12 protein-coding genes are annotated in these 15,408 nt (G+C 70.0%); 6 read left to right on the top strand and 6 right to left on the bottom strand.

What is annotated here, in order from left to right:
- Window position 1 precedes the first annotated feature (1 nt).
- A complete protein-coding gene (locus tag DZG09_RS05315; RefSeq protein ID WP_119696615.1) occupies window positions 2–4,672 on the bottom strand; it encodes an ATP-dependent helicase in 4,671 nt (1,556 codons plus the stop codon).
- A gap of 49 nt (window positions 4,673–4,721) precedes the next feature.
- Window positions 4,722–5,603, bottom strand: a complete 882-nt coding sequence (locus tag DZG09_RS05320) for a helix-turn-helix transcriptional regulator (RefSeq protein WP_119696616.1) — start codon at window positions 5,601–5,603, stop codon at window positions 4,722–4,724.
- Window positions 5,604–5,704: 101 nt separating this feature from the next.
- On the opposite strand from DZG09_RS05320, the gene DZG09_RS05325 reads away from it, so the two are divergent.
- Window positions 5,705–7,114 carry an MFS transporter gene (locus DZG09_RS05325; protein WP_119696617.1) on the top strand — a complete coding sequence of 470 codons (1,410 nt, stop codon included), beginning with the start codon at window positions 5,705–5,707 and terminating at the stop codon, window positions 7,112–7,114.
- 253 nt (window positions 7,115–7,367) lie between these two features.
- Here DZG09_RS05325 and DZG09_RS16860 read toward each other — a convergent pair whose 3' ends face one another.
- Window positions 7,368–9,398, bottom strand: a complete 2,031-nt coding sequence (locus DZG09_RS16860; RefSeq protein WP_240423720.1) for an ATP-binding cassette domain-containing protein — start codon at window positions 9,396–9,398, stop codon at window positions 7,368–7,370.
- Between the two features lie 369 nt (window positions 9,399–9,767).
- Window positions 9,768–9,980, bottom strand: coding sequence for a hypothetical protein (locus DZG09_RS05340; protein ID WP_119696618.1), 213 nt, complete (start codon window positions 9,978–9,980; stop codon window positions 9,768–9,770).
- A gap of 45 nt (window positions 9,981–10,025) precedes the next feature.
- Here DZG09_RS05340 and DZG09_RS05345 point away from each other — a divergent pair, with 45 nt between their 5' ends.
- The 4 genes from DZG09_RS05345 to DZG09_RS05360 all read left to right on the top strand — a co-directional run bounded on the left by DZG09_RS05345 (window position 10,026) and on the right by DZG09_RS05360 (window position 12,772).
- Entirely contained in the window at window positions 10,026–10,460 is a 435-nt protein-coding gene (locus DZG09_RS05345; protein WP_119696619.1) for a MarR family winged helix-turn-helix transcriptional regulator, read from the top strand.
- A gap of 189 nt (window positions 10,461–10,649) precedes the next feature.
- Window positions 10,650–10,868 carry a glycine zipper domain-containing protein gene (locus tag DZG09_RS05350; protein ID WP_119696620.1) on the top strand — a complete coding sequence of 73 codons (219 nt, stop codon included), beginning with the start codon at window positions 10,650–10,652 and terminating at the stop codon, window positions 10,866–10,868.
- A gap of 198 nt (window positions 10,869–11,066) precedes the next feature.
- On the top strand, window positions 11,067–12,632 hold the full coding sequence (locus DZG09_RS05355) for a sodium-dependent transporter (RefSeq protein ID WP_119696621.1): 1,566 nt from the start codon (window positions 11,067–11,069) through the stop codon (window positions 12,630–12,632).
- Window positions 12,629–12,772, top strand: a complete 144-nt coding sequence (locus tag DZG09_RS05360; RefSeq protein WP_119696622.1) for a methionine/alanine import family NSS transporter small subunit — start codon at window positions 12,629–12,631, stop codon at window positions 12,770–12,772. Before DZG09_RS05355 ends, DZG09_RS05360 begins: the two co-directional genes overlap by 4 nt.
- 73 nt (window positions 12,773–12,845) lie before the next feature.
- On the opposite strand, the gene DZG09_RS05365 is transcribed toward DZG09_RS05360, so the two are convergent.
- The gene (locus DZG09_RS05365) at window positions 12,846–13,502 is read right to left on the bottom strand and encodes an alpha/beta hydrolase (protein WP_119696623.1); all 657 of its coding nucleotides are present in this window, start codon (window positions 13,500–13,502) and stop codon (window positions 12,846–12,848) included.
- Window positions 13,503–13,640: 138 nt separating this feature from the next.
- Between DZG09_RS05365 and DZG09_RS05370 the strand changes: the two genes are divergently transcribed.
- Window positions 13,641–14,225 carry an NUDIX hydrolase family protein gene (locus DZG09_RS05370; RefSeq protein ID WP_119696624.1) on the top strand — a complete coding sequence of 195 codons (585 nt, stop codon included), beginning with the start codon at window positions 13,641–13,643 and terminating at the stop codon, window positions 14,223–14,225.
- 61 nt (window positions 14,226–14,286) lie between these two features.
- Here DZG09_RS05370 and DZG09_RS05375 read toward each other — a convergent pair whose 3' ends face one another.
- On the bottom strand, window positions 14,287–15,354 hold the full coding sequence (locus DZG09_RS05375) for a threonine aldolase family protein (RefSeq protein WP_240423722.1): 1,068 nt from the start codon (window positions 15,352–15,354) through the stop codon (window positions 14,287–14,289).
- Window positions 15,355–15,408 lie beyond the last annotated feature (54 nt).

Consider the following 15,408-nt stretch of genomic DNA (forward strand, 5'->3'; position numbering starts at 1 on the left):
CTCAGGAGCGGCGCAGCGTGAGCCCCTTCGTCGACTCTGCGAACCCCGCCGCACGCAGTGCCCTGCCGAACGGCGCCGTGTAGACGAACTCGCCGTTGGCCTGCTCGACTGTGAGGGTCTCGAGTCGGCGGGCACGGGCACCCTCTGCAAGGCCTCGGCACGCGGCGAGCACAACGGACTCGTCGTCGGCGAAGACGAGCGCACTCTTCCCTCCGCGCTCCAGGTACAGCACCAGCTCCCCGTCGACGAGCACGACGATTCCTCCCGCCTTGCGCCCTGGTCGGTGCTTCACGCCGTCGATCGTCGGCCACGCGAGCGCCGCCCCGTACGGGTTGGCGGGGTCGGTCGCGGCGAGCATCACGGCGCGCAGGGGCGCCGGATCGTCCTGAGCGGCGAAATGCCGCATCCGGTCGATCGTCGTCGACGCGGCGAACTGCGCCGCGCCGAGCTTCTCGATCAGATACCCGCGCCTGCAGTGCCCCGCCTGTTCGAGGCCGGCGAGCGTGCGGTACGCCTGGGCGAACCCACCCGGCGTGCCCTCGCTCTGCACCGCACCGCGTGTGACGACTCCGTATCGGTCGAGCAGCAGGGAGGCGGTCGCGGCCTGCCGCACCGCGAGGTCGGATGCGCGAGCGGGCAGCACGGACCAGCGCCCGCCGATCGTCGGCCGAGGGGCGGGTCTGCGCAGTCCGCCGCCTCGGTACGCACGAGCCCGCGGCGGGCGTCGTTTCGCGCGGTGCGCCTGCGTGCCTCCCGCCAGCAGGGTCCGCACGGGCGAGAACGTGTCGTTGGTCGCCCTGCCCGCCCATACCAGGTTCCAGAGCGCGTCGACGACGGATGTCTCCGATACCGCCGCGGCCTCATCGTCCGGCATGCGCGAGCGGATCATGTCTGCCAGCTGGGGCGCGAAGTACGCGCCCCCGAACGACAGCACGCCGAGAATGCGACCTTCGAGGGACTCAGGTGCGAACTCCGCCGCATCGTCCGGATCGGCGAGCGTCACGTCTGCGGCATCCGCGGCGTGCAGCGCCACCCAGCCGTCGCGCCCAGGAAGAGTGCCGTGGCCCGACCAGATCACCTCACCCGTCGAGGTGAGCTCGTCGAGCATCGACGGCGCGTAGTCGCGCACACGGCTCGGCAGGATCAACGACTCCCACGCGCTCGCAGGTGCAGGCACTCCCGCCAGCTGTTCGACCACCGAGAGCACGCCGTCGATACCCTCCAGCGGACGCTCGAGATGCTGCCAGTCGACGAGGAACCGCGCGTACGACGGCTGCGGCACCGGCTCGACGCTGCCCCGCAGAGCGGCGAGCGAGCGCATCCGGATGCGCCGGAGCGCTTCGCTGTCGCACCATTCCTTCTCGTCGGAAGAGGCCCCGGAGAGCGTGCCCTCCGGCAGGAAGAACCCGCTCTGCAGGCGTCCCTGCGCCTCGAGCCGCTGCAGCGTGTGGCGGGCGACCGCGACGCCGATGCCGAGGCGTTCCGCCACGGCGCTGGTCGTGAACGGGCCGTGCGTGCGGGCGTAGCGCGAGACGAGATCTCCGAGCGGATCCGAGACAGGCTCGAGGAAGGCGTTCGGCAGTCCGATCGGCAGCGCCGCACCCAGTGCATCGCGCAGGCGGCCCGCGTCCTCGACGGCGGCGAAGCGACTCGCGCCGGCGAGCGCCACCCGGATCGCGCGCCGCTGCTGCACCAGGTGATCGAGATGCTCGGTCGCCGTCTCGACCGAGGCGGTCGCCGGTGCCTGGCCGGCCCCGGACGGCACTCCCGGAGCATCATCGCCGACGAGGCGCACCGCGAGCTCTTCCGGTGTGAGCGGCCCGAGCAGGCGCAGCAGATCGGCTGTGCCCTCAGTGCCCCTCGCCCTGCGATCCGGCGCGAGGCGCTGAACCTCCGCCTCGTACTGGGCGATGACGTCGGGATCGAGCAGCTCCCGCATCTCCACGCGCCCGAGCAGTTCGCTCAGCAGCGCGGGGTCGACCGAGAGCGCCGCGGCACGGCGTTCGGCGAGCGGGGAGTCTCCCTCGTAGACGAACGCGCCGACGTAACCGAACAGCAGGTCGCGCGCGAAGGGGGATGGCTGCGGCGTCTCGGTCTCCACGAGCCGGATGCGGCGCTCCCCGATGCCACGGATGAGCCGCAGCAGGGCAGGCAGATCGTAGACGTCCTGCAGCACCTCCCGCAGGGTCTCGAGGATGATCGGGAACGTCGGGTGGCGCTGCGCCACCTCGAGCAGCTGCGCCGCCCGCTGGCGCTGCTGCCACAGCGGGCTGCGCTTGCCCGGCTGGGTGCGCGGCATCAGGAGCGCGCGGGCGGCGCACTCGCGGAAGCGCGACGCGAACAGTGCGGAGCCGCCGACCTCCTCAGTGACTATCTGCTCGAGCTCGTCGGGTTCGAAGACGAAGAGCTCAGCGCCTGGCGGATCGGATTCCGCATCGGGAATGCGCGCGATGATGCCGTCGTCGCTGGCGACTGCCGACCCGTCGACGCCGAGTCGTTCTCTGATGCGGGCGCCGACCGCCAGCGCCCACGGCGCATGCACATGCATGCCGTACGGGGAATGCAGGATGATCCGCCAGTCGCCGACCTCGTCCTTGCCCCGCTCGACGGTGAGCGTGCGATCGGTGGGGAGCGACCCCGTCGCCTCTTTCTGCTCGGCGAGGTAGTCGAGCAGGTTGCCGATCGCGCGCTCGTCGAGCCCTGCGTCGGCCAGGCGATCGGCTGCTTTCTCACGCGATGCCGACGCCAGCTCACGCGACATCGCTCCGAGCGCCTCGCCGAGCTCCGCAGGGCGACCGAGCCCGTCGCCGTGCCAGAACGGCACGCGCCCGGGCTGGCCGAACGCCGGCACCACGTTCACGCGGTCGTGGGTGATCTCGACGATGCGCCAGCTCGTCGTCCCCAGCGTGAACACGTCGTTCACTCGCGACTCGTAGACCATCTCCTCATCGAGCTCGCCGACCCTGGCACCTCGCGTCTCACCCGCGACGAACACGCCGAACAGTCCGCGATCCGGGATCGTGCCGCCGCTGGTCACCGCGAGGCGCTGCGCACCGGGCCGGCCCTCGAGCGTGCCGGCGTCGCGATCCCACACCAGACGCGGGCGCAGCTCGGCGAACTCGTCGGAGGGGTAGCGCCCCGCGAGCAGGTCGAGCGTCGCCTCGAACGCGCTGCGCGGGAGCGACCGGAACGGCGCGGAGCGGCGCACCGTGCTGAACCAGCCCTCCACGTCGACGGAGTCGGTGGCGCACACGGCGACCGTGTGCTGGGCGAGGATGTCGAGCGGGCTCTGCGGAACCTCGATCGCCTCGATGCGCCCCGTCAGCATGCGCTCGGTGACGATCGCCGTGTGCAGCACGTCCGCCCTGTGCTTCGGGAACAGAGCCGCCCGGCTGATCTCGCCCACCTGGTGCCCCGCACGCCCCACGCGCTGGAGCCCGCTCGCGGCAGAAGGCGGCGCCTCGACCTGGATGACGAGATCGACGGCACCCATGTCGATGCCGAGCTCGAGGCTGCTGGTCGCCACGACGCATCGCAGCGCCCCCGACTTCAGCTCGTCCTCGACCTGCGCGCGCTGCTCCTTCGACACCGACCCGTGGTGCGCCTTCGCCAGCACGGGCGCGACGCCCGCCGTCTCCGACGTGGTCGGCCCGCTCAGCGCGGCCTTCGCGGGCGGAGGCGGTTCGAGCCCCAGTCTGTCGGCGTAGATCTCGTTGAGCCGACCCGTGAGCCGCTCCGCCAGCCTGCGCGAGTTCGCGAACACGATCGTCGATCTCTGCTCGACGATGCGGTCGACGATCGCCTCCTCCACGTGCGGCCAGATCGATCCGGTCATCTCCGTCGACTCCGGAGGCCGGAACCAGTCGTCCTCACCCTCATCGCTGCCGTGGGACGCGTCGGCTCCCGCACCGGCGGGCGGCGGGTTCTGCATATCGTCCACGGGCACGGTGACCCGCAGGTCGAAGGTCTTCGACGCCCGCGGCGCCACGATGTCGACGGGCGCGACGCCGCCCAGGAACCGCGCCACCTCGTCGATCGGCCGCACCGTCGCCGACAGGCCGATGCGCTGGGTCGGGCGCCCCGCGCCGCCGGGGCCCGTGACCACGTCGTCGAGGCGCTCGAGCGACACCGCCAGGTGCGCTCCCCGTTTGGTCGCCGCCACTGCGTGCACCTCGTCGACGATCACCGTGTGCACGCCGCGCAGGGTGCGCCGCGCCTGGCTCGTGAGCATCAGGTACAGCGATTCGGGCGTCGTGATCAGGATCTCCGGCGGGGTGCGCACGAGCTTCTGCCGCTCGGACGACGGTGTGTCGCCGGAGCGGACGCCGACCGTGACGTCCGGAACATCGATTCCCAGACGCTTCGCAGCCTGCGAGATGCCGACCAGCGGTGAGCGCAGGTTGCGCTCGACGTCGACGCCCAGCGCCTTCAGCGGCGAGACGTACAGGACCCTGGTGGTCTTCTCGTCCGGATCGCGCGGCTCGCGGAAGGCGCGGTCGATCGCCCACAGGAACGCCGACAGGGTCTTCCCCGAGCCGGTCGGGGCCACGACGAGCGCATGGCGACCCCGCGAGATCGCCTCCCATGCGCCGATCTGCGCGTCGGTCGGGGCGGGGAACGCGCCGCGGAACCACTCCCGCGTCGCCTGCCCGAACCGATCGAGAACGTCCATTCCCCCATCCTGCCCCGTGGCTCAGACATCCGGCGACGAACGAGCAGGGTCAGCTCGCGACGTCGGCGAGTACGTCCTCCCTGGCCGTCCACGCGGGCGCCGAGGCGACGAGCGACGACAGCCGCTCAAGCCGTTCGCGGGTGGGAGCATCGGCCGGGGACATCACGATCATCCGGGAGCCGCTGGACTGATCGAGCCACAGGCTCTGGAAGTGCACGTTCAGCACACCGACGCGCGGTGAGCGATAGCGGCGCAGGCGCGGGCGCTCGTCGGCCACGTCGTAGTCCTCCCACAGTCGACGGAAGTCGTCGGAATGCTCGATGAGCCGTTCGACCAGACGCGCCCACCGGGGCTCGTCGCGGTGCTCCGCCTGGTGCGCGCGGAGCCGGGCGGCGATATCGGGGAGCACGAGCGACTCATCGACGATGCTGCCGCGCCAGACCGGATCGGTGAACATCAGCCACGCACAGTTGCGGTCGTCAGGGGCGTACCGATCGAGGTCGTCGAACACGAACCTGTAGGCCCGGTTCGATGCGACGATCTCGTAGCCATCGGTCTGCACCGCGGCGGGGAAGGGCAGCATCTGCTCCAGGATCGCGGCGTGCGCAGGCTGCAGCGTCATCGGCGGGGCCTGCTTCACAGGAGCGTGCCCTGCCAGCACGAGCGCGTGGTGCTTCTCTGCGTCGGTCATCCTGAGCACGCGTGCGACCGCGCCGATGACCTGTTCCGAGACGCCGGACGCACGGCCCTGCTCGAGCCAGGTGTACCAGGTGATGCCGACACCGGCGAGTTGGGCGACCTCTTCCCGGCGCAGCCCCGGGGTGCGTCGCCGACCGCTGGTGGCCAACCCGATGACAGCCGGAGTGACCCGCTCGCGCCTGGCGCGCAGGAATGCGCCGAGTTCGCGCAGCTGAGGGTCCGCTGGAGGCATGCCACCAGTCTGCGTCAGTGCGATGATCTCTGCCAGGTGTCAGCAGTAATAGCATCAGCGGGCTTCTGGTAACAGGATGCGGCGGCCGTGATCGTGGGATCATGACATCCCTGACCGCCCCCACCAGACCGCTCACGCGCTCCGGCCTCGCCGTGCTGCTCGTCGCCTTCGTTCCCGTCAACTTCACGTTCGGATCGGTGAACGTGCTCGCCGATGACATCGGCCGTGATCTCGGCACGGGCAGCGCGGGCGAACAGCTCGTGCTCTCCGCCTACACCGCGGCCTTCGCCGCCTCGCTCGTGATCGCCGGGCGTCTCGGGGATCGGTGCGGCAGGCGCCGGATGCTGATCGTGGGCGGTCTCGGTGTCGCAGTGCTGAGCATCGCGGCGGCGTTCGTGACGAGCCTCGTGGCGCTCGTGGCACTGCGGGTTCTGCTGGGCGTCGCGGCCGGCCTGCTGACGCCACAGGTGCTGTCGACCATTCAGACGACGGCGGAGGGCCCGACGCGGCGCACCGGCCTGATGCTGTTCGCTGCGATGAGCGGAGTCAGCACGGTGCTGGGACAGGTCGTCGCCGGCGGCATCGCGGCGGCAGCGCCCGCCGACCTGGGCTGGCGCATCGTGCAGGTCGTGACGGGTGCGATCGCTCTCGTCGGCGTCGTCGGTCTGCGCGCGGTGCCGGAGTCGCGCTCGCCGGAGCCGCTGGCCATGGATGTCAGGGGAGCCGTCACCATCGGCGCCAGCCTGCTCCTCGTGATCGTGCCGCTCACGATCGGGCCCGGAGAGGGCTGGCCCGCCTGGAGCATCGTCGCGATCTTCGTGGGAATGACCGCTCTGCTCGCGTTCTGGCAGCTGCAGCGCCGGTCGGAGCGTCAGGGCGTGACTCCGGTCGTGCCGCCCTCTGTGCTGCGCATCAGGGTCGTGCGGCGCGGACTCGTGATGACGCTGCTGTTCTTCGCGACCTACGGCGCGTTCCTGTACGAGCTGTCTGCGCTCGCGCAGGCGCGCTTCGGCATGGGCGCGCTGGGGGCATCACTGCTGGTGCTCGGCTTCGGGGCGGCGTTCGTCGCCACATCGGTGATCCTCCCCGTGCTGCTGCCGACGGCGGGATCTCGCACGATGATGTTCGCCGCGCTCGGCCAGGCGGCGACGTTCGCGGGCGTCGGCATTCTGGCCTTCTCCGGGCGTGATGACCTGTGGTCGCTGCAGTTCGTGCTGATCCCCCTTGGCGTGGCTCAGGCCATGATGTTCGGTCCACTGCTGCACACCGTGCTGTCACGGGCGCCGCACTGGGCGGCTGGCGCCGCGAGCGGGCTGTTCACCACGATGCAGCAGGTCGGTCTCAGCGTCGGCGTCGCGCTGCTCGGCGGCGCGTTCTGGCAGATCGCCGGCGACGACAGCGCCGCGATCGACACCGCCCTCGGCGCGGTCTTCGCCGTGCACGCACTGTGCGCCCTCGCCTTCGCCGCCCTCGCCCGCACCCTCGACCGCCGCCCGCAGCCCGCCGTGTAGCCCTCGCACGTCCGGCTGCCGAGATGCGCACATCTCGCCGAGATGCGCCGCTTCTGACGCCCGGATGTCGGAAACGTGCGCATCTCGCGAGCCTCGAAACGGGGCGGGTCGGGTCGAGGTGCGCCGGGCGACCAAGCCCCTGGCCGCGCGGCCAGTTGCGCGCAACGCAACAGAATGCGCACTCCCGAACACGCCGCAGCGCACAGCGTGTTGACCTATGCGCACTCTGTTGCCGAACGCGCGCGAACCGGCCTCACACCTGCCGCATCACGCCGTCGCACAGCTCGAGAGTCAGGTCGACGCCGAGCCGTTCCAGGAACGCATCGTCGTGGCTGACCACCACGATCGCGCCGCGGTAGACCGACAGCGCTCCGACCAGCTGGTCGATCGTATCGAGGTCCAGGTTGTTGGTGGGCTCGTCGAGGACGAGCAGCTGCGGCGGCGGGTCGGCGAGCAGCAGCCGGGCGAGCAGCACACGGAACCGCTCGCCGCCCGACAGTGTGCGAACCGGTCGATCGACCATCGCACCTCGGATGAGGAATCGCGCGAGCCGGTTGCGCAGCTCGCGATCCGGCACATCCGGCGCCGCGGCACGCACCGTGTCGAGCACGCTCTCATCGTCGTCGAGCCCGTCCAGACGCTGCGGCAGGTAGCCGATCCGTTCGGTGTGTGCGGTCGCGCTCGGAAGGATGCCGGATGAGGCAGTCGCGGGGGCGGCGCCGCTCTCGGATGACGCGGGAGCGGCTGCGTTCGGAGCCGGACCGGCTGACGCAGTCGCGGATGTGCGGTTGCGCCAGGAGGAAGCCGTCGCGGACGGGTCATCGTCTCCGGATGAGGTGGGAACCGCCGTGCCAGCGGACTCGGTGATCGCGCCGACGAGCGCCTGCAGCAGCGTCGTCTTGCCCGACCCGTTCGGCCCGATCAGTGCGATGCGCTCCGGCCCCTGCACGATCCAATGCCGCTCGGTGATCTGCGGCGCCGAGGGCGGTCGTCCATCCGGGGCCGTTCGATCCTGGACGTTCGCACTCGCATCGCCTGCCGGCTCTGCCGGATCGGTGACGAGCGCCGCCGACGACTCCGGTTCGCCCCGGTCCACGACGGCCGTGGCCTTGCTCGCCGCCGTTCCACGTTCATCCGGATCTGAAGCGCTGTCGGCAGGCCCGCCATCCGGGTCATGCGTCGCGGACCGCCATGGAGCATCCGGCCCCGTACTGTCGGGAGCAGACACGCCATCCGGATCCGGCGCCGCTGCGCCGCTCGCGAACGTCGCGATGCGGCGGCTCGGCGGGACATCCGGATCGGGCAGGTCGAGGCGGATCGAATCGTCGTCGCGCACGCGCCGCTGGGCCGCGTCGTGCGCGGCTCTGGCTTCGGCCTCCTTCTCGGCGACCTCGGTGCGCAGTCGCCCAGCCGACACCTGCGCGGCCTGCTTGCGTCCGTGCGCGACGATCTTCGGCACGCGCTTCTCGACCTCGGCCCTATGCGCCGTGCGTGCCCGCTTGGCCAGCTTCGACTCGGCCTCTGAGCGCTGTCGCTTCTCCTTCGCGAGCGATTTCTTCGCATCGACTTCGGCCTGCTGCGCTGCCTGCTGCTCGGTCTCGAGCCAGGCGCGCCACTCGGAGTAAGGACCACCGAACACGCTCAGTTCGTGCGCGTGCAGCTCGGCGGTGTCGTCCATCAGCTCGAGGAGTCGGGTGTCGTGCGAGACCACGACGAGAGCGCCGCGCCATGCCCGCACGACGCCGTAGAGACGCTCGCGGGCATCGCGATCGAGGTTGTTCGTCGGCTCATCGAGCAGGGTGATGGGTGCCCGGCGCATCCGCAGCCCGAGGGTGGCGGCGAGGATCGCCTCGCCGCCCGAGAGCGTGCCGACCGTGCGATCGAGCGCCTCAGGCGGCAGACCCGCTTCGGCGAGGGCTGCGTGCCCGCGTGCTTCGACGTCCCAGTCGTCGCCGACGGCATCGAAACGTCGCGGATCGGCGTCGCCCGACTCGATGGCGCGCAGCGCGGTCAGCGGCTCTGCGATGCCGAGGAGGTCGGCGACGCCGGCGTCGACGTCGAGAGTGAGCCGCTGCGGAAGGTATGCGACGTCGCCGTCGCGGGTGACAGTGCCGCCCGTCGGGGCGAGTGCTCCGGCGGCGAGCTTCAGCAGGGTGGACTTGCCCGTACCGTTGCGGCCGACGAGCCCGGTGCGGCCGTCGCTGAAGGAGCCGGAGACGCGATCGAGGGCGATCGAGCCGTCCGGCCAGCGGAACGAGACGGATGAGAGAACGAGAGACGGCATCAGGAACCTCCGTGGAATCTGCGTGCGGGTGCGCTGAATCTACGGAGGGGCGAAGGCCTGTCGCGGGTCAGCGCGGGTGCGCGGATCCGCGACGCTCACCGGGCGAATACCCTATGGCGGCTGCCAGAGGCCCTGCAGAGGGTACGGCGGCGTCGTCGGTTCAGCGCGAGAGCGCGGAAGCAGCGACGATCTTCACCGTTCGTATCCTTCGTTCGACGACAGGGGCTTCTATGATACACACCCGTGGGTCGCTGGGCGGCGCGCTCCTCGTCGAACTGCACACGCTCTCGGTGCGTCTCGCGCGGCACCGGCTGTACACCGCCGGGCGCGCTGCGGTGGGAACCCGGCCCAGTGGTCCGCGAAGCGACGCTATGCCGGTGTGGAATCCGGGCAGCCCAGTCCGTCGTCCACCAGCACGTGCTCATACTTGAGCGCTCCGCAGCTGCGGCATCGCGGCTGCGTGCCCACGCCGATCTGCGGAGGCCCAGCGGCGCGGATGAGAGCTGCGTTGACCCACAGGTAGAAGCCGCCCGCGTCGCGGATCCGCTGACGAAGGGGCTTCTTGAGGGGTGGCTGCCACATATGATTAGTGTACTAACTTTATGCGGGCGATAGAATCACCGAGTGATGAATCGTGACGAACTTCTCAAGCTCGAGAACCAGCTCTGCTTCGCGATCGTCACGGCTGCGCGCAACGTCGTCTCGATCTATCGCCCCGTCCTGGAACCGCTGGGGCTCACGCACCCGCAGTACCTCGTGATGCTCTCCCTGTGGGAACGGTCCCCGCAGACTCTCGGCGATCTCGCGACAGCGCTTGCGCTGGAACCCGCCACGGTCTCCCCGCTCGTGAAGCGGCTCGAGGCGCAGGGGTACGTGCGCAGGGAGCGGCGCACCGACGACGAGCGACGGCTCGCGATCGGCCTCACTGATGAGGGCGCCGCGCTGCGTGAACGGGCGCTCGCGGTTCCCGAGCAGATCATGGCCAGCGTCGGTCTCGACGCGGAGCAGCTCGCGTCGATCCGCGATTCCCTTGCCCCGTTCGCCGGTCGCTTGGACGCGTGACTGCCGCGCACGGCGTGTGACGTCCGGCCCACCGCGTACCGCCCGGAGACCATCAGCGCCTCGCGAGCATCCGGATGCGCTGCCACGATCACGGTGCGGATCTCCGTCGCTCGGGGGAGGCGCGCAGTCGTGGCCGCGCGTAGCGTGAAGCGCACCGGATGGATGCCGAGTGAGGCGAGGAGGTGCCGGATGAGCGGCGAAGGATCCCACAGCGACAGGCGCCCTGCGCGTCGGCCCAACTGGGGTGTCGGAATCGGTATCGGTGTCGGAATCGGCGTTGCCATGGGGGTGGCGCTCGATCAGATCGGGATCGGCATAGCGATCGGTATCGCGCTCGCCGCAGCGTTCGCGCTCGTCTTCGCCACCCCGCGCGACGGCGGCGACCCGCCTGTGCCCCCTGCTCGCTGACCCGGGGCGCGTCGCCCCGATGGGAGGTGATCGTCGATCTGCGCGGGCATCGCCGTCGCCATGAAACGGAACAGCGCACACTGCGAGCTCGTGACTTCGGATCGGCTCTTTCATCCGGAGCTCTCACAGATTACGCTCAGGATCTGACGTCGATTCGAAACACGTCCGCGGCGTCACGCATACGGCAGAAGGATCGCCATGACGCGAGCAGACCCCACAGCGGCCGTCCCACAGCGCGAGCAGTGGACGGGCCAGTTCGGATTCATCATCTCGGCCATCGGCTCCGCCGTCGGTCTGGGAAACATCTGGCGCTTCCCCGGTGTCGCGTACGAATCGGGCGGCGGCGCCTTCCTCATCCCGTACCTCGTCGCGCTCGTCACGGCGGGAATCCCGATCCTGTTCCTCGACTACGCGATCGGTCACCGGTTCCGCGGTTCGGTTCCGCTGGCGCTCAAGCGCCTCGGCGGCAAGCTGGGGGAGGGGCTCGGCTGGTTCCAGGTGGCGATCTGCGTCTTCATCGCGGCCTACTACACGGCGGTGCTCGCGTGGTCGTCGAGCTACTTCGTGTTCTCGTGGGATCTGCGTTGGGGCGACGACACCGCGGGGTTCTTCGTCGGTGAGTACCTTCAGACGTCGGCGAGCCCGTTCACTCTCGAATTCGTGCCTTCGGTGATGATCCCGCTGGTGATCGCGTGGATCGTGACTCTCATCATCCTCGCGGCCGGCGTCGTGAAAGGCGTGCAGCGGGCGAACATGATCGTCATCCCCCTGCTGATCATCGGCTTCCTGGTGCTCGTCGGCTTCGCACTCACCCTTCCCGGCGCGGTCGACGGACTGAACGCCTTCTTCACACCGGACTTCTCCGCGCTCGCCGATCCGAACGTGTGGATCGCCGCATACGGGCAGATCTTCTTCTCCCTGTCGATCGCCTTCGGCATCATGATCACGTACTCGTCGTACCGCAGGCGTCGTTCGAACATGACCGGTGCCGGCCTCGTCGTCGCCTTCGCGAACTCCTCGTTCGAGCTCATCGCCGGCATCGGCGTGTTCGCCACGCTGGGCTTCTTCGCCTTCCAGCAGGGCATCGCCGTCGGCGACCTGGAGGGGCTCACCGGCGTCGGACTGTCGTTCATGACCTTCCCCGCGATCGTGAGCCAGATGCCGGGCGGGGCGTGGTTCGGCGCGCTGTTCTTCGGTTCGCTGACGCTCGCCGGGCTCACCTCGCTGATCTCGATCCTCGAAGTGGTCATCGCCGCGCTGCGCGACAAGTTCGGTTGGACGCGCCGCGGCACAGTGCTCGGCTTCGGAGTCCCTCTGGCCGTCATCTCGCTCGTGCTGTTCGGCTCGACGTCGGGGCTCACCGCCCTCGACACGATCGACGCGTGGTCGAACCAGCTCGGCATCGTCGGATCCGCCGTCGGCATGTCGATCATCGTGCTCTGGGTGAACCGCAAGGGCCCGGTGCTGGCCCGCCATCTCAGCACGGTGTCGACCTTCAAGGTCGGCATCCTCTGGCAGATCTTCACCACCGTGCTCGCACCCGTGGTGCTCGGCTACATGCTGATCACCAAAGCGGTCGACTTCCTGCAGAACGGGTACGAGGGATATGACACCTGGTACCTCTGGGTGGCCGGATGGGGGTGCATCATCGTGATGCTGATCGCCGCGTTCGTGCTGCCCCAGCTGCGCTGGAGCCACGACCCCGACCGATTCGACGCATGGCCGACCGATGCCCAGCTCCGAGTGAAGGGAAGCGCCAGATGAGCGCCATTGCCGTGACCTTCTTGATCATCGCCGCAGTCGTGATCTGGGGCGGGCTCATCTCGAGCGCCGTCTTCCTCGCGCGCAAGCCCGAGACGGCGTACCCCGAGGGCGGCGCCGAGGACGAGAGCGACGTGGAGTAGAAGCAGGGACGACTCCGGATGGGCGGCCGCGGCGGTGCGATGCGCACCCCGCGGCCGTTCCCGTCAGAACATGTCAGCCGCCGAGCGTCTTGAGCTGTTTGGCGAGGAACACGTTCAGATCGGCCACCTCATCCGGAGCGACCGCGTGACCCAGGCCGGGGTAGGTGCGGCCGACGACGTCGGCGTGACCGGGAAGCCAGTCGGTCGTGTGCACGACCAGACCCTCGGGGATCACATCGTCGGATGAGCCCCTGCCCCAGAACACGGGAAGGCGACGCTCGGCCAACGACTCGTCGCCCGGCATCTCGTCGCCCGGCATCACGTAGCCGGAGAGGTTGCCTGCGAACGCGAACGCCTCCGGCCGCAGCCGCATGGCGTGCACGGCGAGCACACCGCCCTGCGAGAACCCGACGAGGCCCACGGGCCCGGTGCGCCCCAGCGAGTCGAGCCAGGCCAGCAGTCGGTTCGTCGACTCTGTGATGACGTCGATGTCTCCCGAACCTTCACCCTCGAGCGGGTACCAGGAGTATCCGGGCAGGGGGAACGGCGGCGCCAGCGGACCGCGCACCGCGGCGTAGTCGAAGCCCGTCGGCAGCGACGACGCGAGCGCGATGAGGTCGTGCTCGTCAGCGCCGTAGCCGTGGATCAGCACGGTGAGCGGTCGTGAGGGGTCGGCGCCCTCGCCGTGCCATCGCGTGGACGAATCGTCGATCTCGGGAATCGGAATCATGGCACCATCATGCCTGCGGCGTCCGACATTGTGAGAAGCTGCGCGGACGGGGCGTCGATGAGGCGTGCCATGCGGCCCGTCGGCGCGGCTTGTCCCTGAGCGGTGCGGAATGTCGGCTCCAGCGGGTATACAGGAAGCATGACCGTTCGCACGCCTGATCCGGATGATCTGCCAGACGACCCCCTCGTGAGCGATGAGGCTGAGTCGAACCCGGCATGGCTGAGCGAGATCGAGCTGGCGGAGGCGCGTCGTCGGCTGCCGTTCCTCTACGTCGAGGGCGTCCCGGTCCGCACCGACGGCGTCGGGCAGGTCACGGAAGTCGGACTGCTGCTGCGGGCGAGCCCGATGGGCGAGATGAGCCGGACCATCGTCTCCGGCCGCGTCCGCTACGGCGAGACCGTGCGCGACGCCCTGTTCCGCCACATCGAGAACGATTTGGGGCCGATGGCGTTCCCCGTGATCCCGCCGTCGCCTGTGCCTTTCACGGTGGCGGAGTACTTCCCGCTGCCCGGCCTGTCGGCGTACCACGACGAACGCCAGCATGCGGTCTCGCTCGCCTTCGCCGTCCCCGTCACGGGCACGTGCGAGCCGCGTCAGGACGCTCTCGAGGTCACCTGGATGCCGCCGGAGGAGGCCGCCAGCGACGCGCTGGCCGCTGAGATGGAGGGCGGTCGCGGGGCGCTGGTGCGCACCGCCCTCGCCCACCTCGGCGCACTCCGCTGACCGAGCGGTCCGCGGGCACTGCCCTGCCTGCGTTGTCGTCAGTCGCCGCCCGGCGGAACCCTTAGGCGGCGCGCGTCTCCTCGGCGACGGCGGCGATGAGGGCATCGACGTCTTCCTCCGTCGTGTCGAAGCTGCACATCCAGCGCACCTCGCCGCGCGAGGCATTCCAGTCGTAGAAGTGGAACCGGTCGCGCAGCCGGTCGGCGACGCCGTCGGGCAGCGTGGCGAACACGCCGTTCGCCGGCCCGTCGGCGACCGAGACGCCCGCGACCGTGCCGTCGTCGATCATCCGGCTCAGCCCGGAGCGCAGCCTCGCGGCCATCCCGTTGGAATGCTGCGCGTTGCGCAGGAACAGGTCGCCGTCGTACAGCGCGAGCAGCTGGGCCGACACGAACCGCATCTTGCTGGCCAGCTGCATGTCGAACTTGCGCAGGTAGATCAGTCCGTCCGCGGCATCCGGGTCGACCGCGACGACGGCCTCGGCGGCCAGCGCGCCGTTCTTCGTGCCGCCGAGGCTCAGCACGTCGACTCCGGCGTCTGTCGTGAAGGCGCGCAGCGGCAGATCGAGCGCCGCTGCGGCGTTGGCGATGCGCGAACCGTCCATGTGCAGCTTCATGCCCGCGGCATGTGCGCGGTCGGCGATGGCGCGGACCTCGTCGGCCGAGTAGAGCGTGCCCAGCTCGGTCGACTGCGTGATCGACACCACGAGCGGCTGCGCGTTGTGCTCGTCGAGGCGGCCCGCCGTGACCCGGTCGATGTGCTCAGGGGCCAGCTTGCCGTCCTCGGTCGGCACCGTGATCAGCTTGATCCCGGCGACCCGTTCGGGCGCTGCTCCCTCGTCCGTATTGATGTGCGCCGTCTCCGGCGCGACGACGGCGCCCCAGCGGGGCAGCATCGACTGCAGCGAGACGACGTTCGCTCCGGTGCCGTTGAAGACGGGGAAGGACTCGGCGCGCTCGCCGAAGTGAGCGCGCATCACCTCCTGCAGACGCTCGGTGTACGCGTCGTAGCCGTACGCGCTCTGGTGGCCGCCGTTGGCCGCGGCGATCGCCGCGAGCACGTCCTGGTGGATTCCTGAGTAGTTGTCCGACGCGAAGCCGCGCTCCGTCGTGCTGTGCAGAGGTGTCACCGATCCAGCGTAGTTCGCGCCGCGGGGAGCGGCGCTCCGCCCGGCGCGCACGAT

The sequence above is a fragment of the Microbacterium halotolerans genome (assembly GCF_003569805.1).
Classification (GTDB): Bacteria; Actinomycetota; Actinomycetes; order Actinomycetales; family Microbacteriaceae; genus Microbacterium; species Microbacterium halotolerans.